Annotated in this window: 16 protein-coding genes; 13 read left to right on the top strand and 3 right to left on the bottom strand. The window is 43.1% G+C overall.

Going from position 1 to position 19,630, the window contains the following annotated elements:
- Positions 1 to 52 precede the first annotated feature (52 nt).
- The 3 genes from ITG12_RS20670 to ITG12_RS20660 are packed head-to-tail and all read right to left on the bottom strand — an operon-like array spanning position 53 to position 5,260.
- Positions 53 to 505 (bottom strand): Lrp/AsnC family transcriptional regulator, encoded by a 453-nt coding sequence (locus tag ITG12_RS20670; protein WP_009705245.1) that lies wholly within the window; start codon positions 503 to 505, stop codon positions 53 to 55.
- A gap of 32 nt (positions 506 to 537) precedes the next feature.
- The gene (gene tssM, locus ITG12_RS20665; protein WP_248874942.1) at positions 538 to 3,927 is read right to left on the bottom strand and encodes a type VI secretion system membrane subunit TssM; all 3,390 of its coding nucleotides are present in this window, start codon (positions 3,925 to 3,927) and stop codon (positions 538 to 540) included.
- A 28-nt stretch (positions 3,928 to 3,955) separates the two neighbouring features.
- Entirely contained in the window at positions 3,956 to 5,260 is a 1,305-nt protein-coding gene (locus ITG12_RS20660) for a type VI secretion system ImpA family N-terminal domain-containing protein (RefSeq protein ID WP_045419582.1), read from the bottom strand.
- A 639-nt stretch (positions 5,261 to 5,899) separates the two neighbouring features.
- Between ITG12_RS20660 and ITG12_RS20655 the strand changes: the two genes are divergently transcribed.
- The 13 genes from ITG12_RS20655 (at position 5,900) to ITG12_RS20595 (ending at position 19,510) form a co-directional block, all read left to right on the top strand.
- Positions 5,900 to 6,499 (top strand): hypothetical protein, encoded by a 600-nt coding sequence (locus ITG12_RS20655; RefSeq protein ID WP_105067092.1) that lies wholly within the window; start codon positions 5,900 to 5,902, stop codon positions 6,497 to 6,499.
- A 9-nt stretch (positions 6,500 to 6,508) separates the two neighbouring features.
- Positions 6,509 to 8,026 carry an FHA domain-containing protein gene (locus tag ITG12_RS20650; RefSeq protein WP_038878555.1) on the top strand — a complete coding sequence of 506 codons (1,518 nt, stop codon included), beginning with the start codon at positions 6,509 to 6,511 and terminating at the stop codon, positions 8,024 to 8,026.
- Positions 8,019 to 8,519 carry a type VI secretion system lipoprotein TssJ gene (gene tssJ, locus ITG12_RS20645; RefSeq protein WP_081094945.1) on the top strand — a complete coding sequence of 167 codons (501 nt, stop codon included), beginning with the start codon at positions 8,019 to 8,021 and terminating at the stop codon, positions 8,517 to 8,519. The genes ITG12_RS20650 and tssJ overlap by 8 nt, the downstream gene beginning before the upstream one ends.
- 11 nt (positions 8,520 to 8,530) lie before the next feature.
- Positions 8,531 to 9,856, top strand: coding sequence for a type VI secretion system baseplate subunit TssK (tssK, locus tag ITG12_RS20640; protein WP_038867808.1), 1,326 nt, complete (start codon positions 8,531 to 8,533; stop codon positions 9,854 to 9,856).
- Positions 9,853 to 10,644 (top strand): type IVB secretion system protein IcmH/DotU, encoded by a 792-nt coding sequence (gene icmH / locus ITG12_RS20635; RefSeq protein WP_038878550.1) that lies wholly within the window; start codon positions 9,853 to 9,855, stop codon positions 10,642 to 10,644. The genes tssK and icmH overlap by 4 nt, the downstream gene beginning before the upstream one ends.
- A 149-nt stretch (positions 10,645 to 10,793) precedes the next feature.
- Entirely contained in the window at positions 10,794 to 12,305 is a 1,512-nt protein-coding gene (locus ITG12_RS20630) for a PAAR-like domain-containing protein (RefSeq protein ID WP_248874940.1), read from the top strand.
- Between the two features lie 12 nt (positions 12,306 to 12,317).
- Positions 12,318 to 13,064: an AHH domain-containing protein gene (locus ITG12_RS20625; RefSeq protein ID WP_248874938.1), complete on the top strand. Its 747-nt coding sequence runs from the start codon at positions 12,318 to 12,320 to the stop codon at positions 13,062 to 13,064.
- A gap of 12 nt (positions 13,065 to 13,076) precedes the next feature.
- Positions 13,077 to 13,652, top strand: coding sequence for a DUF1629 domain-containing protein (locus ITG12_RS20620; RefSeq protein ID WP_248874936.1), 576 nt, complete (start codon positions 13,077 to 13,079; stop codon positions 13,650 to 13,652).
- A gap of 8 nt (positions 13,653 to 13,660) precedes the next feature.
- Positions 13,661 to 14,152: a hypothetical protein gene (locus ITG12_RS20615; protein WP_248874934.1), complete on the top strand. Its 492-nt coding sequence runs from the start codon at positions 13,661 to 13,663 to the stop codon at positions 14,150 to 14,152.
- Between the two features lie 99 nt (positions 14,153 to 14,251).
- On the top strand, positions 14,252 to 14,662 hold the full coding sequence (locus ITG12_RS20610; protein WP_248874932.1) for a hypothetical protein: 411 nt from the start codon (positions 14,252 to 14,254) through the stop codon (positions 14,660 to 14,662).
- A 236-nt stretch (positions 14,663 to 14,898) separates the two neighbouring features.
- Entirely contained in the window at positions 14,899 to 17,055 is a 2,157-nt protein-coding gene (locus ITG12_RS20605; protein WP_248874930.1) for a TonB-dependent receptor, read from the top strand.
- Entirely contained in the window at positions 17,049 to 17,588 is a 540-nt protein-coding gene (locus ITG12_RS20600) for a YfiR family protein (RefSeq protein ID WP_248874928.1), read from the top strand. The genes ITG12_RS20605 and ITG12_RS20600 overlap by 7 nt, the downstream gene beginning before the upstream one ends.
- Positions 17,585 to 19,510, top strand: a complete 1,926-nt coding sequence (locus ITG12_RS20595) for a diguanylate cyclase (RefSeq protein WP_248874925.1) — start codon at positions 17,585 to 17,587, stop codon at positions 19,508 to 19,510. Before ITG12_RS20600 ends, ITG12_RS20595 begins: the two co-directional genes overlap by 4 nt.
- Positions 19,511 to 19,630 lie beyond the last annotated feature (120 nt).

Here is a 19,630-nt window from a genome sequence, read left to right as displayed (position 1 = left end):
GAGCGGCTTTTTCGTTTGAGAGCTATTTTACTTATTAAGCAAATAACTCAGCCTAGCGACTGATTGGCTGGTGCAGAACCACCGTTGTATCAAGTTTTTGAATCCCACTGAATGATTCAATCTCGTTACACAAGTGGTGGATTGATTGAAGGTCTGGCGCTTCGATAAGAGCAATAATGTCGAAGCTACCACCAACAACACTGGTTAAACGAACTTCAGGAATCTCTTTTAAGGCACTTGTTACTTCATTTTTTTTGCCTTTTTCGCAAGAGATGAGCAGGTAACTTGCCGCCTTTCGACCTTCGTTCTCTACTCGGATCTGAGCGGTATAGCCCTTGATGATCCCCGTCTTTTCTAACCTGTTAATTCTTTCTGCAACAGCAGTACGTGACAAACCGATGTTTCTAGATAGGTTCGCAATTGATTCGCGTCCGTTTGATAACAGACTGGAAAGGATTTTGCGATCCAACTTATCTAAGCCTTGTAAAGTCATGTTAGAAATCATGTGTTCTGCCTATTCTGGTTTTTATATTGTTATTAAATCGACTCTGGAAGTGTAAAGTTATACAGCTCAGCCAGAGTGAATGGGTTTTTCTGTGTCAATGGGGTGATACGTAGGCTCAAATCCCTTCCTGACACTTTTATGTCACTGACGAAGCTACCGTTATGAGTGTTTGTCAGGGTCGAATCACCTAGCAATCTGTATATCGCCCACTGACCACTCTTATTTAGAACGTGCTGCTTACCCTCGTCGGTTACATCTTGTATCGTGATACTTATATTGAAGTCACCATTCTGCGGTGGCCACTCCATCTCACGAATTCGGCTCGGACCGTGATAGTAGTTAATGTCAGTGTCAGCGATTTTCAAGCTGGCTCTGATCGCACTAGAATCAAGGTCTAATACTTTGGCGCTAAACGGAATATAAACTCGGTTTGTGCTCTTATTAATCAATGTATCTCGGATCACATTGTAATTACGCAATTGCACCAGCAGGGCAGGTGACAGTGGCATGGTTTCGCCATCTACCTGCTTTGGTGTCCATAAGTTTGTGTCGTAAAACGGCGCAAAGTTTTTCTGAATAAAGGTGTCTAACAAACCACCTGATGCAAACAGCAATTCGAAATCTTCGATTGAAATTTCTTCTGTTGCGGTAAGATCAAATGGATATTTACCAAGCCCTAGCTCCTTAAACTTGGTGTAAATCTCGCTATACCATTGGGTTTGAATGCCTTTTGAAGATTCTGCAATCATCACTGACCAACTTTGTTGGACAACATCCAACAACCAACTGCGTACAGGCTCTGGTGATTTTTGAGCAATCTGCTTAAGTTTGATAAGCGGATCGGCTTCTGTGCTGTTCATGCGGTGTTGAGCCGCTGCTAGTGCGGCCATTTGTGGGTCTGGCGCGTCAGCAATGTCTTTCATGTAAGTACGAACGCGGCTCAATGCGGCAATGGTCTCATCCCATGGAGTAGGGGAGTTCGGTGTTTCACTGACTTGCAATTGGTTGAGTAAGTGGAACGCTTGTTCTACACGCTTCATAAGCAAGTAATCTGGTTTCACTGCTTCTTCAACCGCTTCCGAAGCAGAATCAGCAACTTCTAACAACTTAGGGTTAACTTGTGCAATCAGTGCGTTTTTCTCTCCAACTGGTGAGAACTGTGTGTTGGCATACACTTGTTTCAACACGGTTGTCATCGGTGATGAAGGGCCTGAAATAAGGTCAATCGCGTTTGTCAGCTCCCCAACGTTGTTGTAATGCTGAACCTTGAGCTCACTCAGTGCATTTCGCCAGTAGTTGATGTAATCGTCTGTGTATTTCTTACGTACTTGCGTCTTGAAATCATCTTGCTCTGTCTTCGTTGGGATAACATGGTTTGAAAGGCCAAGTACCCAGTTGTCAGTGATGACTTGCTGCGACATTAGATCTACACGAGGACGGTAGAAGGTGCTAAAACCAGTAGACGTGTAGATTTTGTCGATGATAAGACGGTTGTCGGCTAATGGCTCGTTGAACACATTGTTAAACTCAAAGCCTACCGCTCGTTGAAGATCAAGCGTACCGAGGTCGATAGCATCCGCTTGATTCAAAATGCCAGCGTAAACCAAGTCTACGTTTGAGTTTGCAAGTAAAGAGCGTCGAGTTGCGCGAACGATGTCCATGCTGATGTCGACAGGAGCAAACTGAGTACGGAAGTAGGCATCTAGATAGCGCATCGCCTGGTTTACTACATCAGGTTGACTGCTTAGCTCATTCATCATGGCCAATGTTTGATGACGCAAGAATTGAATGTCGCGTTTAGACGGGTCATTTAGCATCAAGTAGCCTTTTAGCAAAGGCAGTGAGCGGCTAAAGTCATCTTGGTTATGAGTCAGTTGTAGGCGGTAACCTTTTTCTACAACGGGCATCAGTTGTTGAGCCACTTCTTTTAGTAGTGCCTCGTAAGCAATCTTGGTGCTTTTATCTAAACGGCTGATGTTCAGTGGTAGAACTTCGTTATCTAGCTCTTTTGAGCCTTCTAACCAAGCACTGTAAGACGGCTGAATCGCACGAGTCGCATTGACTAACAGTTGATTAAAACTTGCTTCTTGCTCTGCTTGCGCGGTGTCATCGATACCAAGCAACTGGTTAATCACTCGTAAGTTACTGTCGAGTGTTTTAACGAAGAAATAGCCACCGCCAGCAAGAATGACAACAGACACAAACATCGCAAGATGACTTTGTCGTTGAATCAAACGTAGGTAGGTTTTGTTCTCACCCGCAAAATCGCTCTCTGGAAGGATCTGAGAATCGATCAGGAACCTTGAGAAGTAAGGAGTTTCTGTTAACTGAGTATGCTCAGAGGCAATGATCGGTAAGTTGAAGTAGTTGCTGCAACTCTTCGCCAGCAGGTTGTATTTACGTCCGCCTTGTAAGCTTGAGCAGAAAAAGATTTCGCGGATGTCTAACGAGTAAACACCACTGTTCGATTCACAGAGGCGCTCTAAGATGTAGCTAACCTCAGACTGAGCCAGTTCAAACTGTTTAGGAAAAGAAAGGATTGCCTGTTTTTCGTCGATCTCAGTTGAGTTTGCAGAAGAATCCAGAGCGTTACTTTCCAGCACTTTAACAAGGTTACGGTAACCGTCTTTGTAGTACTCAGTGATCACACCTTTTGCTTCTTTCAACGGTATAGAAAGGAACTCAACACGCGTTTTTAGTGAACTGAAATGAACGTACTCTTTAAAGCCATCCAGTTTATCCAGTTTAGACATCATCAAATACACAGGCAGTGCAGAGGATGTTTTCTCACTGATTGATGTCATACGTTGGAGTAATGCTGTCATGGTGTAATCTTTTTGCTCTGGCTCTGAAACAATCAGGAACTCAAAGTCGATAAAGAACAGACAACCAGCAAAAGGTTTTCTAGGGCGATGACGAATCACTTCGTTAGTGAACGTATTCCACAGTGAAGCATCGCTACTCGACACTTCTTGGAAAACTAAACGTTGATCAGGTTTGATGTACACCGCACCGTCAGACTCATACCATTCGAAGAAGTCATTTTTGGCCGTGCGTGTTCTGTCCATTGGTTTAATTGCACTGGAATTAAACAAAAATTGACGTCGTCCAGACCCTTTATTACCAATCATTAGATAGATTGGTTTTTTACCCGCGTTAGAAAGGAGAGGGCGAATCACCATGGAAAGCGCTTCTTCCTCTGTTTCTAGGCGCTGAGCCTTAGCGTTATTCTTTTTCTTAAACCACAAAGTGAATTGAAAAATAAGGTAGAAAGTGGCAATAACACCAAGACCAACCCAAAGATAAAGTTTGTCTGCGTCTTCAAGCCAGAATAAATACACCCCAGCCAGTATTGCGGCAAATAACAGTGCCACAAAGGTCGAAACCACGATCGGGTTTCTGAGTATTTTTTGTTTGAACATAAGCCTGTAACTTCTTTTACTTGTATTGTTATTTGTTGTCGGTTTCCGCAGTTTGTAACTGGTTTATCTTATATAGGTAGGTGTTCAGTAAAAGGAGTGAGCGATCAATTTCCTTTTGCTGGGTGTTCTTTTCTGCGTATTCAATTCGACCAAGAAGCGGAAAAAGTGAATTACTGTACTCATACGCTTTCTTTGAATCTTTATCTGAGTTCTGCTTTGCGACATTGGCAAATACGGTCCTAGCATAGGCAAACCGTTTGTATATGACATCGAATTCAGCCTCGAAACGAGAACGTTGCTCTAAAAAATTCTCTCGAAGTTGCTGTGCAGATGACGAATCTGGATAAAGTATCGTTAACTCACTGGTGAGCTTATCTATCGTATTTACCTTACTAACTTTGACTGGATCAATCGTCCAATCTGTCATTAGAACGTCGAGACGATCGACCGTCGGCGACCTTAAAGAAGTAAGATATTCCTTGTTTTTAACGCTTAGTGAATCAACCAAGGTGGTGAGTTCGCTCAAAGAGGCATGTTCAATCTGGCCTTTAAGTGTTTGGTACTGGTGCTGCTTGTAAATGAAGTGCGACGCAAAAGCCGTCACCATTAAACCGATTATCGAGTAAACCATCACCTTGCTTGACTTAGAGCTCTCAACGTCTTTCTCTTCGCCCTTTTGGGATTGAGTTTTGGTTACTGATGGTTTTGCTGGTGGTGCGATTTCAACCTTTATGCCTGTACTGTCGGGTTTCGCCTGTTTTGCTTCTATCGTTTTGGTTTCTTTTGCTTTTTGTTCTTTAAGCTCTTCAATCCATTGATTCAAAATACGACGAATACGACCAAACGAAGGCGCTTTAATGCCATAGTGAAGGCGAAGCTCTTCTTCAATCCTTAAACAAAGCTGATGAGCAGCCTCAATTAGAGGTAACTCTTCTTGCCTTACTTTATGTTTGTTGATGCGTCTTTCGGTGTTTTCAACCATCCATTCGATAGCGCCCATGCGAGCGTTAGCTTTCGAATGCTCTGGATAAGCGGTATACCAATACACCACGCACAAATCGAGTAGAGAGTTTAACCCTTCAACAAGCCCTTTTAGACCCTCATTATGCGTTGCTGCGACAGTAAAGTAGCAACTACAGCGAAAGTCTTTTCCTTGTGTACTTAAAATCTTCTTTGAGAGCGTTTGAACCGTCTTCCATGAAACACGTCCAGTGACCTTATTTAGATTATTTATTTGACGCTTTATTTCGTCAAAATCATCTAAGCCATTAGGGTTTGAGCCGCTGGGATTACTTTCATCGATCGGCCTTCTAGTGAAGTCGCTGAAAAACATAATGTCTAATTCCAACTGAATGTATAAGAAATTTAGCCTTCTACAATTAAAAGTATAAAAGTAGTGCTATGATCTATTTTTTGCTGGGATTTTATAGGCAAAAGTGAGAAATAGAATAATAAATAATATTTAAAAACGGATAAATTAACTATGTGTGATCTTCGTTCACATATTCTGTTGGTTGTGCTGAGTTGTAACGTATTAGCAACAGTGATGTGCGTCGCAATAGTAACCTTTATTGGGGAATATTTTAAGCATGACCCATATTTTTTTCTGATTGGATTGAGTAAGAATCGGAATCAATATGACATTATCTAATTTAAAATCACCTTTATTAGAGGTGACTTTAATAGAGTTTACTTATGATTTGGTGAAAGAATGTTTTGTGCTGGTTATCATTTTATTAACAATTCTAGCCTCACTTTTCGGTGTTTAATATTTGGTCTGTATTTTTAATTTTAAATGTTTATAAGTAAATTTAGCCGTCTAGCACTTTGCAATTATTGGTAGTCATTGTGTTCTAATTGATAGGCTTTTTACCTTATTTGATGGCGCTATTTTTTACCTTATTGAAAAAGAAAAGAGAGTTGATATCTTTCGCCTCTAAGTATTATTACAAGGCTTACCTAGAGGGACGAAATGCTAAAACCAAGTCAAGTGGGGCTGATTTCAGCCATGTGTCTGTTTTCTACTTTTGCAATAGCGAAAGGGGAACGATATGGTGGATCAGTAAACATGCTTATGATGGAAAGCCACGACTACGACGAAGGTTCTAGCGGCGATCAAGAGGCTTTACGTTATGGCTTGGTGCATACGCGCCCAATCGACGAAAATAACAACCGTTGGCGTTGGTGGCTAGGCCTAAATTATCTCGCAGAAGACATTGATGCTCCGGCAAATGGCGTCTACGAAGAAGTCACTAATTACGAGCTTCGCGTTGTGCCTCAATATGCACTGAGCTCTTGGAGTATTTTTACCCCTTATATTGGTGCCGGCCTGTCTTTGGGGTATTCCCAGTATTCAAATCGTTGGAAAGTCGATCAGGATGGTTTCCGTTATGAAGCCATCGAAGACATTGACCAATTTGAACTTGGCGCTGTCGTTACGTTAGGTACCGCAATCAAACTTGGTAGCAACCCTGACGCCCACATTCAAATCATTCCGCAAGCTTCCTACATTCTTCCTGTTGTAAATGATGGATTGGGTGGCGTTGAACTCTCTGTTTCACTGCTATTTTAAGGTTTAGCAATGCGCTTACATCAGCTAGTCCTATTCATTTCGAAATGCCCAGAGGAATACACGGGTGCGAAGCATATTGAAATGCCGGAAGGTGGCGGCTCAGTAGGGCGAGCATCCAGTTGTACTTTGCCTTTGGCGGATCACAATCGCTTTATTTCAGGAACGCACTGTCTGATCAGTGTTTACGGTGATACGTATTACATCAGCGATGTCAGTACAAATGGAACCATGGTCAATGGCAACAAGATACTGAAAAACCAGCCAGTATCGATTGTCGACGGTGACATTGTTTCTCTGGGTCAATACGAAATTGGCGTGTCGCTAGAGCACGTTACTGCTTCACAAGACATTGCTGCCGATATTGCTCCTGAGCGTGTTTCTAACGACCCGCTTGTTAACTTAGGGGAGGCGGTAGTCGAAGAGGAAGAAAAAGTAGGCGCATTAGAAGACTTGTTCATGGAAACAAAACAAGATGATGTTGATAGCCACGACCCTATTGCACACCTCAAGTTTTCCATGCAACGCGATGATGACCACTTAATCAGAAACGAAGAAAAAGATCAGGAACCACAACCTAGTTCTATCGAAAACACGCGTCAAATCGTAGACGACAGTTTCAGTATTCATTCCGAATTGGATTTGCCTAACCTGATCCCTGAAGATTGGTTGGGTGCAGACACCAAAAGTAACGAATCAACGCCTGTTCAAACCAAGAGTGATTCACAGCCCCAAGCAAACACGCAGCGAGTTCCAGACGATTTTTACCGTAAAGAGACTTCGTCTAATGCTGAAGAGTCATTGATGAGTGACCGTTCGCCAAGTCATCAGGTGAACGGTGATGCTTCCTATCAACAGAGTGCGCCTAAAAGCGAACCGGTTGGACAAAAATGGGAAGAGGTGACGCAAGCGTTTATCCCTTCTTCACAAATCACGGATAAAACTCAGCAGCCAGCGTCAGAAACAAAAGTCGGCTTTGTATCGAATACGTCTTTCGATGAGGCTGGAAGTGAAACTCATAATGATATTAGCCAAGCATTCTACGAAGGGTTAGGTATCACCAACCCCGACTTGATAAGTAATGAAGCCTTGTTGTTTAAGCAAATGGGTACGTGCTTACGCTTGTGTATCGATAACTTGCAAAAAGACCTTCACGAAGTGGAATCTTTGAAAGAAGAGGAAGGGCTTAGCCAAGCAGAGTCGAATCTTGCCGAGCTCATGTTGACGTTAAATAGCCAGAATTTACTCGCGCCAAACGAACTAGTCGAACAGATGCTTGATGAACTTAATGATCATCAAATTATTTTTAATAAAGCGCTCAATGAGTTGTTGATTGAACAATCAGAAACGAATGACCCTGTCACGTTTGCAAATGATGTAGCAAGCAAATCGATGTTTGCAACTAAATCTAAGCTCTGGGGCGAGTATTTGGAGTTTTACGCGAAGAACCGTCGTCAGTTCAACGAAACATCGTTGAAAGGTCTTATTAAAAAGAACTACAACAAAGCGATTAAGGGAAGCCATGCGTAGTATCGCTGTATTACTCGGATTTGCATTGCTATCCGGATGTTCCATGTGGGATCAGTTAAAAGAATCAACAGGCATCACGCCAGAAACTTCTTCTATTGAGTTAGTGATAGAGGCGTCGTCGGTTTTAAACGTACGAGAGGGAGGCCAATCATCGCCAGTTATCCTTCGCGTTCATGAGCTAAGCTCGCCAGTACTTTTCCGTAGCCTAGACTTTTTTGCATTGTTTGAGAACGATAAAGCGTCATTGGGTGACGAATACATCAAGCGTTACGAATACCAAATCCAGCCAGGCGACAAAATCCATGAGATGTTAACGCTTGATCCAGCTACACGCGCTGTCGGCTTCTCGGTCGCTTTCCGTGATATTGATGGATCGTCATGGCGAAAAGTGGAAGTCATTGAAGAGAAGAGCGAGTACTACCTGAAGCTCAAGTTAGAAGGCAGTGAGTTGATTTCTGATAATACTCGCGGCATTGAACAAGTTTACTTTTAAGGAATAAAAGCATGTCTTTATACAATCCAGTTGTTTGGCAAGATGGAATGTTCATGAAGCCGCAGCACTTTCAGCAACTCGATCGTTCACAAAGTAAACTTTCTAGTATGTTGAGTTCAAACGCCTCGCCCCTGCATTGGGGCATTAAGCGTTTAGAAATTAACTCGCAGTTACTTGCGCTGGGTAAGATTGGCATCACTCGGGCAGAAGGTATTTTGCAAGACAGAACGCCTTTTGATTTGCCACTGTTGGCAGAATTGCCAGAAGTGAAAGACGTTGACCCTTCGATTGCCGACAAAGTGGTTTATCTCTGTTGCCCATTACCGTCAGAACGTTCTGAACTGTTCGGAACGAAGAAAGACGGCGCGCGTTACACGATGGAATCTCAAGAAGCGGTTGACGCTTGTTATGATTCAGAAGACATGGCAAACATCGTAGTTGGTAAGCTTAACTTCTGTTTGATGTATGACCATGAAGACAAGAGCGCATACACATCGATTCCGATCCTAAAAATTTCAGAAGTAAAGCCAGATGGCAGTGTTATCTTAGATGAGAGCTTTATTCCGACTTGTATTGATATTCATGCTTCAACCGTACTGAACAAGTTCGCGACTGAATTTGCTTCTATGTTGAAACACCGCGCAGAGTCTATCGTTCAGCGTTTAGGTGTTGTCGACCAGCAAGGCGTATCCTCAGTTTCTGATTTTATGCTGCTCCAAGCGCTTAACCGATACGAGCCGTTATTTTGGCACTTTGCGAGTGCAGAAGGGGTCCACCCAGAATCTCTGTATCGAATTCTCCTTCAAGCGGAAGGTGAGCTTTCAACGCTTTGTTCAGCAACGCGTCGACCAATTGAGTTTACTAAATACAATCATGGTGACTTAACCAGTTGTCTATCACGTGCACTTGATAGTGCGAAGATGACGTTAAGTGTGATGTCTGAGCAACGAGCAATGCCACTGACACTGAAAGATCAGAATTACGGCATTCGAACAGCAGCAATCCCAGACAGCAAGATCATCGATACTACGACCTTTATTCTTGCCGTTAAAGCCGATGTTACACTGGATATCTTACATACCCAGTTTGTTAGCCAAACGAAGATCGGTTCTATCGATAATATTCGTGATCTGATTAACCTGCAGTTACCAGGTATCGAGATCAAACCAATGCCAGTTGTACCTCGTGCGCTGCCTTACCATGCGGGTTACACCTATTTCGAACTCGATAAGACGGGCGAAGAGTGGTCAGCACTGAAAAACACAGCGGCGATTGCGATTCATGTCGCGGGTGATTTCGCTAACTTGTCATTGCAACTTTGGGCAGTACGTCTATGAGTTATGCAGAAACCGATGTAACCGTCGTTCTATTTCAACCAGAGCCTGGCAAACCGATGGAGGTGATGCCGGCGCCTGATTTGTCGCGCAATATCGCCGTTCAAGACCTCAACATCGAGAGTATGGGTATCAACCCGTTAGTTGATCAATTCTCTTGGTTGATCGCGAGTCTGTCTTGTATGTCATCGATTCCATGGCTAGATGACCCAATGCCGTTTCGTGAACAGGTGGCTCGTGAGATTAGAAAGGGCGAGCGTAAGCTCAACGAAATGGAATTGGATCGCGCATCTATTTTGGTTATCCGCTACTGCTTGTGCGCAGCAATAGATGAGTCTGTCTGTCGTCAGGAGTGGGGAGCAAACAGTCATTGGAGCCAGAACAGTTTGTTGTCAGAGTTCCATAATGAGACCTCTGGTGGTGACAAGTTCTTCGTGATTTTGGAGCGCTTAAAAGCAGACCCTCGCAAGTACCGACACGTCATCGAGTTTCTCTATTTACTGCTTCAACTTGGCTTCCAAGGTAAGTACGGACGCGAAGAGCGAGGCAACGAAAAACTCGCGGAAATCGGCAGCACTATCTATCGACTCGTGCGTGATGAACGTTTAGCCGAGCAAGAGAAAGTATCTTTAGTCAACCTTAAAGCTAAATACCTTAAGAAGCCGTTAAAAAGGGTGATTTCACCCAAGCTGATTTTAGGGGTGAGCGCGATTACCTTTGTGGTCATGTATGTCGCGACCTACATGGTGATCGACCTTAAGTTTCAAAAGTTGTTGGAAATGTATCAATAACCAGAAGATCTCAAATTGAGATCTTCTGCCAGTTTTAAACTTTATCGTGAATATCACTGGCGATTTAGTGGAATTCACTAGTCATTTAGAGAGATTGCAATATGCGATCTCTTTTATTATTCAATCAACAAAATTCAAATGGATTGGTTATGGGCGTAACAGTTGGTGCAAATGGACTTTCAATAGTTCATAAAGGCTCAGGTGGTGAAGCGAATGCAACGCTCCCAGATGTTTGTTTAACGAAGGTCGGCAAGCCGATCGTTCCTATCCCTTATGGCAACAATGCTAAATCAGTAGACCTTGCTGGTGGCACTACGACTATCTCTATGGATGGCGGCAACAGTGTCGCAATCAAAGGCAGTACATTCTCAAAAAGTACCGGTGATGCGGGCGGCGATAAAAAAGGCGTCGCATCCGGCACGATAGAAGCCGAAGCAAAATTCATTTCAGCCTCACCAACGGTTAAGTTTGAAGGCAAGGGCGTATGTCGCCTGTCCGATCAAATGACCATGAACAAAGCCAATACCATGTGTCTTGGCGGCGCACAAAACCCCTCGGTTTCTGTTACGGAAGAGCAGGAAGGGACGTATACGGTTGATTTGTACCTCTCTTACTCAGACGGTGAACCAGTTCAAGGTGCAACTTACACTCTCACAGATCAATCTGGCGCCGTATTTGAAGGAACATTAGACAACAACGGTAAGGCTTCGGTCGGTGGCATTGCTCCGGGTGAGTTTGCCATTGAGTACGGCGAGGACAGCCGAGATTTTATGCCGAATGTGCCAACTAAGACCAATCCGAACTTTAATCCGAGTGCGAACGCTCAACTGATCATTGAAGAAACAAAGAAAGGTGAAGTTGGCTTCTGGGAAAACGCTTGGACGCGAATGTCTGGTGCCGCTAGTTGGATTTGGGGCGTGATTCTTGGTGATTTCAACGATGATGCTTCCGTTGAGCAGATCATCGCCAATACTGCTTTGACCATGATCCCTGTTGTCGACCAAGCTGCTGACGTACGCGATTTATCTGCGAACATTATGACTTTGCTGAGTGAAGAAGAGCGCGATAAGCCTGAAAACTGGTTAGCGCTTTCACTTACCCTTGTCGGCTGCGTTCCTACATTTGGAAGTGCGGTTAAGGGAACGTGTAAAGTTGCGCTAAAAGGCGGGAAAGGAACTTCAAAGGATACTTTGCTGGCCGTTTTAAGAGGCATGGGTAAAGGCGATCCAGAAAAATTCTTGCGTACGTTAGATTGGATGGATTATGCGAAACAAACCAGCCAGATTGTTAGTGATGTTCTAAAACCTTGTATTGAAGTAGCAACTGAGTTGGCTTCATACGCAAACAGAATGGGTGCAGATGAGCTTGGTGCGTATTTCTTGAAGTTAGCGGATGAGGTAAAAATCATCGATAAGATGGTACCGGACAAGCTTAAAGAAGCGATGGGCGAGTTTGATAAGCTTTTTGCTCGCATCTTAGGGAAGGGCGAGAAAACGTACCCAGCAAAAGTAAAACATAATACCGGTGAGTCTGCTCAGTCAGGAAAGAACTCTGCAAAGGCGAATGAAGATAAAGATAAGAAACCTGTAAGGTGTAAGATTTGTCGCCGTATTGCTGGTCACAAAAACGGTCAGTGTTCAGAAGCACTGAAAGTGAAGTAGTAAGGGATTAATATGGGCATTAGAGAAAATGAAGGGCGTTATGTTCGTTCACGTAGTTTACGGGATACTGCGGTTAAAAAGAAGCACCCATTGAACTTTATGGACAGAGCCGTCGCCTCTCATCATATCATTTCTTGCGAAGCTACACGTAGACTATCTAGTTACCGCCGTAAGCAAATAACTTATAAAGGCTATGATGTAAACCACACGTGGAATTTAGTCATTTTGCCAATGCAAGATAGAATTGCGTGTCAATATAAATTGCCGTTGCATAGCTCTAGCCACAAAGATAGTGGAATCGTAACTCACTATGAAAAATCTATGGGAGTTTCTGTCTCTGGATTACAGAGCGAGTTAAAGAGCGAAGTATTGAATGAGAGCGACCAGCTAAAGAAGAAGATCTTCGAAGACGATGTCGCAGTAATTGATGTGCTCAGCGGGTACCATAAAGTCGTTGGTGTGAAGTTGGCTCGTACTCTTAAGGGGTTAAACTGCAAAACTAATAAAGAGCGATTTACTGCAAAGTTGGACGACTTATCTATTGATATTCTTGGTGAAATTAGCCGAAACAAATTGTTACTAATACAGAGAGGTGCTAACTTTTTACCCGGAAAAAGTGGATGCAAAACATGTAGTGAACCAAATGCAAAAACTAATCGAGTGCATTTTAATAGTCAAGATAATGCTCCCAGTACTATAGAAGTAAAAGCATTTTGCTATAGTGGTCGTCGATTAAAAACAATCAAAGAACAAAAATAAAGTAGGGTATATATGTATTTTTCATTGATCTCCGAAAACTACTTCTCTTCAAGTGTTAACTTTGTTTCTGTAGATAACAGAGAGTCGTTGTACAGTACAAACCATTATCATCCAACTTCATCGATAAACCCTGTTGTGTGGGTGGATAGTGAAGGAGGAAGTATAAAAAACGTTGGACCGATAGTTGATTGTGGTGATTTATCGGTAAGTCGTCTATTTGCTGAAATCTTAATGAGTTTCGACCCTTTTGGTATTGAGTATTATCCTTCTCAGCTGAAGTTGGAGGATGGAGAAGTACAGAATCGATACATTTTAGCTATCAATAATATTATAGATGTACTAGATGAAGAGCGTTCAGATATTGAAATCTCTCCAAGAAGCGGTGAACTGATAGTCCACGAATTATTTATTTCTGAAGAAAAGCTAAAGCAAGTCCCGTTATCTAATAGAGTAGCATTTCGAGTAAAAGGTGCTGAAACGGCGATGTTTTTTTGTGAAGAATTGTTTGATGTGATTGATTTTATGGCAGAATTTTACTCTTTGAGAAAAGCTAAGATTAGCACAGATGACCTTGCTCCAAAGTTTTGAGGCTTAAGATGAAAGAACAATATCATATACTAACTAAACAAGACCTAGGTAACTTCCCATTCCAACAAAGCCCCAAGCCAATAGTGCCAGTGGAACCTGATCTACTTTTGGAAATGACCTTTTCTCCAAAGCTATTTATCATCAGTGATATTGCGTCAAAAGTGGAGAAACTGGTTGTACACGGAGTAGAGTGGTTAGACGCTCGCGTGGATTGTTCTCCAAGCCAGCCGTCTGATGATGAAATTAAAGTTTACGAAGATTATCGTATGCCTTACATCCATCAAACTTATAAATTGACGGATAAAGAAAAGCAATACGGGAAGTTAAACTGGCTAGACATTGAATCAACAGAGTTTGATTTCTCTAAATTAGAAAATATCCCCTTAGAAGAACGATTAATATTTAAACTAGAAGAAGATTTTGGCTTAGTTTTCATTCACCAAAGTGTGATTGACCTTCTTAAAAAAGACGTCAAAGACGTTTGGGTAAGAGATGTATAATAAGCGCCGAAAGGCGCTTTTTCTTTTATTCAATCGGATACAACTCTAACAAATAAAAGATGTGAACGTGGCTAATGAATCCATATTGGTTAGGAAATAATGAATAGAACAACGAAATTAACTTTGCTGTTGGCGGTGGCAACATCGGTCGTCGGCTGTCAAACGATGCCGAATCAAACACTGACTTCTACGGCAACTCAAGAAACTATTGAATATGCGAAAGCCGAACTTGATGGGCAGCGTTTCTACAAACTTAATGAATATGACCAAGCGATTGAGGTTTCTGACGACGGGGTCATTGTATTCAAGTCTTACTTACCTCGTAGCGGCGGTTACGAATGGGTACCTGTAGTTATTCAGAACAGCAGTTTTCATGTGTCATGCGACTATTTCCGAGAGTTTGTGGATGCAGGAATGGTAGTGCAGGCACAGTTTGTCGGTAAAGGTGGGCGTATTGAATACTATGATAAAAAACGCTGTGAAGAGTACGGCGAGCCCGTTTGGAATTAAAACGTTTCTATTAAAGCGCCATTCGGCGCTTTTTTACTCTCTACAACCAACACCCACTATCTAGCACATCAATTAATCGTCTCGACAAAAATAACTCAGCGTAATTGGCGTTGGTTTAAAATGAACCACACTAGGGCAAATGGTACACTGTACTCATATAGATACACTGTAAATTAGCGTTTGAACCTCTTCCCCATAACATTGATATTTAGCGTTCAAACGTTGAGAAAACCCATATGCGTTTGTCGTTAAACCTCGTGATTGCATCCACTTTTGTAGCTGTTGCTCCAGCTGATGCTAACTATGATCTTGATTCTCTGCTAGAGATGCCACTGTGCTCGTTAGCAGACACTAAAGTTGTTTCGGCAACTCGTACCTCTCAATCCCTTGCGGACACGCCAGCTTCGGTTTATGTGATTACAGCCAAAGAGATCCAACGCTCTGGTGCTCGTTCTGTGGCTGATGCATTATCTTTGGCTCCCGGTCTTCATGTCGCCAAGTTCTCTAATTACGATTGGGGGGTCAGTGTGCGTGGCAATAATGAAACACTTAACAACAAGATGTTGGTCATGGTAGATGGCCGCAGTGTGTTCAATCCAATGTCATCCGGTGTTAATTGGGATTTAATTCCCGTCGGCATGGACAACATTGCCCAAATAGAAATCGTTCTGGGCCCGGTAGGGACAGTGTGGGGTGGTAATGCCGTGACAGGAGTCATCAACGTCATCACTAAAGAAGCAGAAGGCTCGGCAAAAGGGAAGGTGTCAGCAAGCTTTGGTAATTATGGCTACAGTGAATATCAATTGCATCATGCAGGATCAATTGGTGAGTACACCAACTACAGTGTCTATGGTGAGTTTGTTGATCACATGCCTTGGACAAGTGATGAAGCTCGCGTGGCTCCGCTGCAACATTTTAACGTATACACTGAACGCTTTGGTGGCCGATTAGATTATCAAAAGCATGAACACACGTTGAGTGTACAAGCTGGTGGTATTCGCTCTCGCGAAGACTACAACTGGGGTAATTATCAGCCTCACTTTGTCATGCCCGGAGCAGAACCGGTCAACTTTTATGAAACCGAAATGACCATGCAAGAGTACTTCGTTGGGGGGCATCATATTTTTGATCGTCCTAGCGGAGACCGATGGGAAAATGAAGTTTGGTTAACCTACAGCTCTAACGACATTTCACACGATAATGCGCGATTTTTCCGAACAGATCTAGACTCCCATTATACCTTTTCAAATCTATGGGGAACCGAGTTTACTGTTGGTGCCAATATTCGGCTTATTGATGAACAGTTTGGAACTTTCGATAAACACGATGAAATGACGATGCCTTATTTGCGCTTATCGGACAGTCCAGATTTTCTCAACCAATCGTATGGTCTGTATGCCAACTGGAGTATTCCGTTGGACGAGAGAACCAAACTGACATTAGGTAATCGCTGGCAATACAACAACCTTACTCATCATGTCGATCCACAACCACAGGTGCGTTTGAGTTATGAGCTCGCGAATAACCAACGATTGTGGGCGGGTTGGGGTCAAGCAATAGTGACGCCGTCACGCTTGGAACTGAACACGTATATGCGTGAAAACCATTATATGGAAAACGTACAGTTCAGCGACGGTAATTACTATGACTACTATTACAGTTACCTATTAAAAGGGAATGAAGACCTAGATGTAGAATCAGTCTCGACCTACGAGCTTGGATACCGTTTGTGGGATGAGAACAAACTGCAATTCAATATTGGTGGCTTTTATACTCGTCATGAAAATATTCGTGTTTATAAAACGGATTCTGCGACACAAGCGATTGTTACTGGTGGCTCATCACCGGGCACGGTTGGTACTGTTGTAGAGCAATACACATCCAGCTTAGTTGATCCGATCTGGAGTGAAAGTTTTGGTGGAGAGGTTTCTGTGAAGTGGCAACCTCGTCAAGACATTCAAATAAACGCCAATTACAGTTACAAGCGTATTGTTGGCCATTGTGAGGGCGCCATTTGCTCTAACAACAAGGCCGTGAAACGTATGATTGAAAATGAGCCAAACCACTTTGTGAATGCACAAGTAATGTGGGACATCACGCCACAATGGTGGCTCAGCGTGACTGGTCAGTATGTTTCTGAATCTAAGTTACACGATGATTACGAGTCGGCTTTGAATCCGGTTAACGTGGCGAATAAAGACTATAACTGGCCGGAAGTGGTTTCCTTTGATGCATCGGTAAGTTGGCAATACAACGATTGTTTGCCACAAATTACAGCGTCGGTAGAAAATCTAGGTGCAGACCAAAGCAAAGAGTTTCCCAACAACTACAACCCTTTCGCTAATGGAACGCAATACTGGCTAACGCTCGATTGGAACTACGCTCAATGGTAAAACGGTTTGAGCGAAGCTCAGCAGTGAAATGGGTAATAACGATTTGGGCACTGCTCAGCGCGACGTTTGCCTTTGCTCAATACGATGATGCGGATCTGAAAGCCGTTTATTTATATCGTTTTGCTTTGCTCGCCGATTGGATGGCGACGGGGGAATCCATCGCCCCAGTTGAGTATTGTGTGTCTGAAAGTGACTCTGTTGGCGAGCACCTTAAAAACATCGTTGCGCGCAAGCCGCAGTTGTCTCGTTACTATGATTTATCAAATCCGGTGACGCCGAATACCTGCCACATCTTGTACATACCGCAAGCAAAGAAGTCCCAAATCTTATTGTTGCGCGATCAATACCCTCATTCGTTGTTGATCAGTAATGGCGAAGAGTTCGTGAGAATAGGGGGGATGGTCGCCTTTGTTAAGGTAAACAATCGTATTCGTCCTATGGTATCTCGTAGTCACGTCGCGCCAACACAGATACAACTGCGTGCCCAACTATTGAGTATCTCCTTATTGGTTGAAGATGAGGTCGCGCCATGATTCGCTCTCGTCTCGCTCGTTTGCCTTTAAGGCATAAGATGATGTTGCCTACATGGCTAATGATTACCCTTATTGTCATTGGTCTTGGTACGCTCGCGATTCAATACGTGGTAGTTGCACAAGAAAAGGCGTTAGAGCGTCGTATTGATATTCTTGGCCAAGGGGTGGCAAACACGTTACAAGCGGCATTGATGTTTGATGATGCATACACGGCAAAAGAGCAACTGACCAACCTGAGTTTCGACCCTGACATTATTTCCGCGGTCGTGATCAATCAGCATGACAAAACAATTGCGTCGATAGAAGATCTGCCAGCAGGTTGCCACTGGCAAGAGCGTCAGGTGATTTGTTCACATCTCAACGTTGTGATGCGTCATAACGATGTCTTATTAGGCGATGAGAAGTTGGGCGCACTCGAAATATGGGTTTCTTTAGAGAACCTATTAATAAACGAACGGAAAATGTGGTTATCGCTTGGCGTGATCGTTTTCTTACTTTCGTTGTGTGCGTGGGCGTTGGCAAAGTTACTACACTCATTAATTTCATTGCCATTGCTGTCGTTGCATCGTTCTGTTGAGCATATGAGTCGTGTCGGGGTCCTCCGAAAAACATTGCCAGTTTATCATCAAGATGAAGTTGGTAAGCTAACAGAATGCTTTAATGAAATGACCATGAGTTTGGCTGAACGTGAATCACAAGTGGCTCAAGTGTTAAAGCGTGTTGAAGATAAAAACCGTTATATCCATAGTGCACTCGACGCAATGCAACGTTGCGTACTCGTAGTTTCGTCAAATCACCAGGTGACGTACTTCAACCCTATAGCGGCAAAAGAGTTAAAAGGGATGGAATCAAATTCGGACGCGAGAAGCCTCTTGATGAGTCACTTCGAGCCTATGTTGAAAGTAGAGCGTATCCTGTTTGCAATCGATACGCATACTACAGTGAAAGGGTTAGAAGTTCGTAGTGTTGACAAGACTAAGCGCTATTTGATCTCTTGTAACCCGATGGACACAGAAAAGAGCAGCTTGATTCAGCTTCAAGACATTACGGAGCAAACGCTATCGGAGCAAAGACGTAAGCTACTCGATTTAATGTTTGATCAAAACCAAGACGCCATATTGGTATTGAATCGAGCTTTAAGCGTTCAAACTCAAAATCAATCTGCGACACAGTGGTTTGGTGAGGTTAATGCATTAAAAGGTCTAGAATTGTTTTCACCTTTTGAAGTGACGAAAGCGATTAAATTAAGGTTATTGAAAACGGGTCACTACAAAACGCACGTTGATGTAAAAAACCAACAAGGGCGTGTGATGCCGTGTGAGCTGAAGGTTCGCGCTTTGAAGAGTGAAAATGGACGTGCAGAAGCGTTTGTGGTCTCATTTACGGACTTGACGATTGACATCGAGTTAAAACGTTTAAATTATCAAGCAAACCATGACCCATTAACCGGCTTAGCCAACCGCTCAAAAGCGTTACGTCGACTCCAGGAAAAGCATGATGTGGGTGCCTCACAGCATATTTTATTCTTAGACCTAGATGGATTTAAAGCAGTTAATGACCAATACGGTCATGCGGTTGGCGATCAATTATTGAAAGCCGTTGCTCAACGTTTGGTCAACTGTGTGGCGAGAAGGGATCTTGTGTCTCGTCTTGCTGGCGATGAATTTTTGATTGGGGTTCGTCAGGCTTCGAGTTGTGAGCCGATCGCGAATCGCATCATAGAAAGCCTAGCGAAGCCCTTTTACTTTGGCGATATCACTTGCTATATCTCTGCAAGTATCGGTATGAGTTATTGGGCGCGAGAAGATAACTCGACGTTGGATGACCAAATTAACGCTGCGGATATGGCTATGTATCTTGCGAAAAAGGGCGGTAAGAATCAGTACCAAGCCTGTTTAGAGCCTGCTTGTATTTTGGATTAACTTAATAGCCACACACTATGCGATCAAGCGTCAAGTACGAGCAAATAGAGGTGTGGCTTTTAAATGTACGTCATTGTCCATTTTATCTTTTCAGAATATAGAGCATGTTATTCTGTTTGA

This window comes from Vibrio sp. ED002 (genome assembly GCF_023277445.1).
GTDB lineage: Bacteria > Pseudomonadota > Gammaproteobacteria > Enterobacterales > Vibrionaceae > Vibrio > Vibrio jasicida.
The sequence above is the reverse complement of the archived record's forward strand: the minus strand, read 5'-3'. Positions and strand labels throughout refer to the sequence as shown.

What these genes read in the sequence shown, in the direction of transcription:
- ITG12_RS20605 (WP_248874930.1), top strand. Translation starts at nt 14,899, where the DNA reads ATGCGTTTGTCGTTAAACCTCGTGATTGCATCCACTTTTGTAGCTGTT.
- tssM (WP_248874942.1), bottom strand. Translation starts at nt 3,927, where the DNA reads ATGTTCAAACAAAAAATACTCAGAAACCCGATCGTGGTTTCGACCTTT.
- icmH (WP_038878550.1), top strand. Translation starts at nt 9,853, where the DNA reads ATGAGTTATGCAGAAACCGATGTAACCGTCGTTCTATTTCAACCAGAG.
- ITG12_RS20650 (WP_038878555.1), top strand. Translation starts at nt 6,509, where the DNA reads ATGCGCTTACATCAGCTAGTCCTATTCATTTCGAAATGCCCAGAGGAA.
- tssJ (WP_081094945.1), top strand. Translation starts at nt 8,019, where the DNA reads ATGCGTAGTATCGCTGTATTACTCGGATTTGCATTGCTATCCGGATGT.
- ITG12_RS20615 (WP_248874934.1), top strand. Translation starts at nt 13,661, where the DNA reads ATGAAAGAACAATATCATATACTAACTAAACAAGACCTAGGTAACTTC.
- ITG12_RS20630 (WP_248874940.1), top strand. Translation starts at nt 10,794, where the DNA reads ATGGGCGTAACAGTTGGTGCAAATGGACTTTCAATAGTTCATAAAGGC.
- ITG12_RS20600 (WP_248874928.1), top strand. Translation starts at nt 17,049, where the DNA reads ATGGTAAAACGGTTTGAGCGAAGCTCAGCAGTGAAATGGGTAATAACG.
- ITG12_RS20620 (WP_248874936.1), top strand. Translation starts at nt 13,077, where the DNA reads ATGTATTTTTCATTGATCTCCGAAAACTACTTCTCTTCAAGTGTTAAC.
- ITG12_RS20670 (WP_009705245.1), bottom strand. Translation starts at nt 505, where the DNA reads ATGATTTCTAACATGACTTTACAAGGCTTAGATAAGTTGGATCGCAAA.
- ITG12_RS20595 (WP_248874925.1), top strand. Translation starts at nt 17,585, where the DNA reads ATGATTCGCTCTCGTCTCGCTCGTTTGCCTTTAAGGCATAAGATGATG.
- ITG12_RS20655 (WP_105067092.1), top strand. Translation starts at nt 5,900, where the DNA reads ATGCTAAAACCAAGTCAAGTGGGGCTGATTTCAGCCATGTGTCTGTTT.
- tssK (WP_038867808.1), top strand. Translation starts at nt 8,531, where the DNA reads ATGTCTTTATACAATCCAGTTGTTTGGCAAGATGGAATGTTCATGAAG.
- ITG12_RS20610 (WP_248874932.1), top strand. Translation starts at nt 14,252, where the DNA reads ATGAATAGAACAACGAAATTAACTTTGCTGTTGGCGGTGGCAACATCG.
- ITG12_RS20660 (WP_045419582.1), bottom strand. Translation starts at nt 5,260, where the DNA reads ATGTTTTTCAGCGACTTCACTAGAAGGCCGATCGATGAAAGTAATCCC.
- ITG12_RS20625 (WP_248874938.1), top strand. Translation starts at nt 12,318, where the DNA reads ATGGGCATTAGAGAAAATGAAGGGCGTTATGTTCGTTCACGTAGTTTA.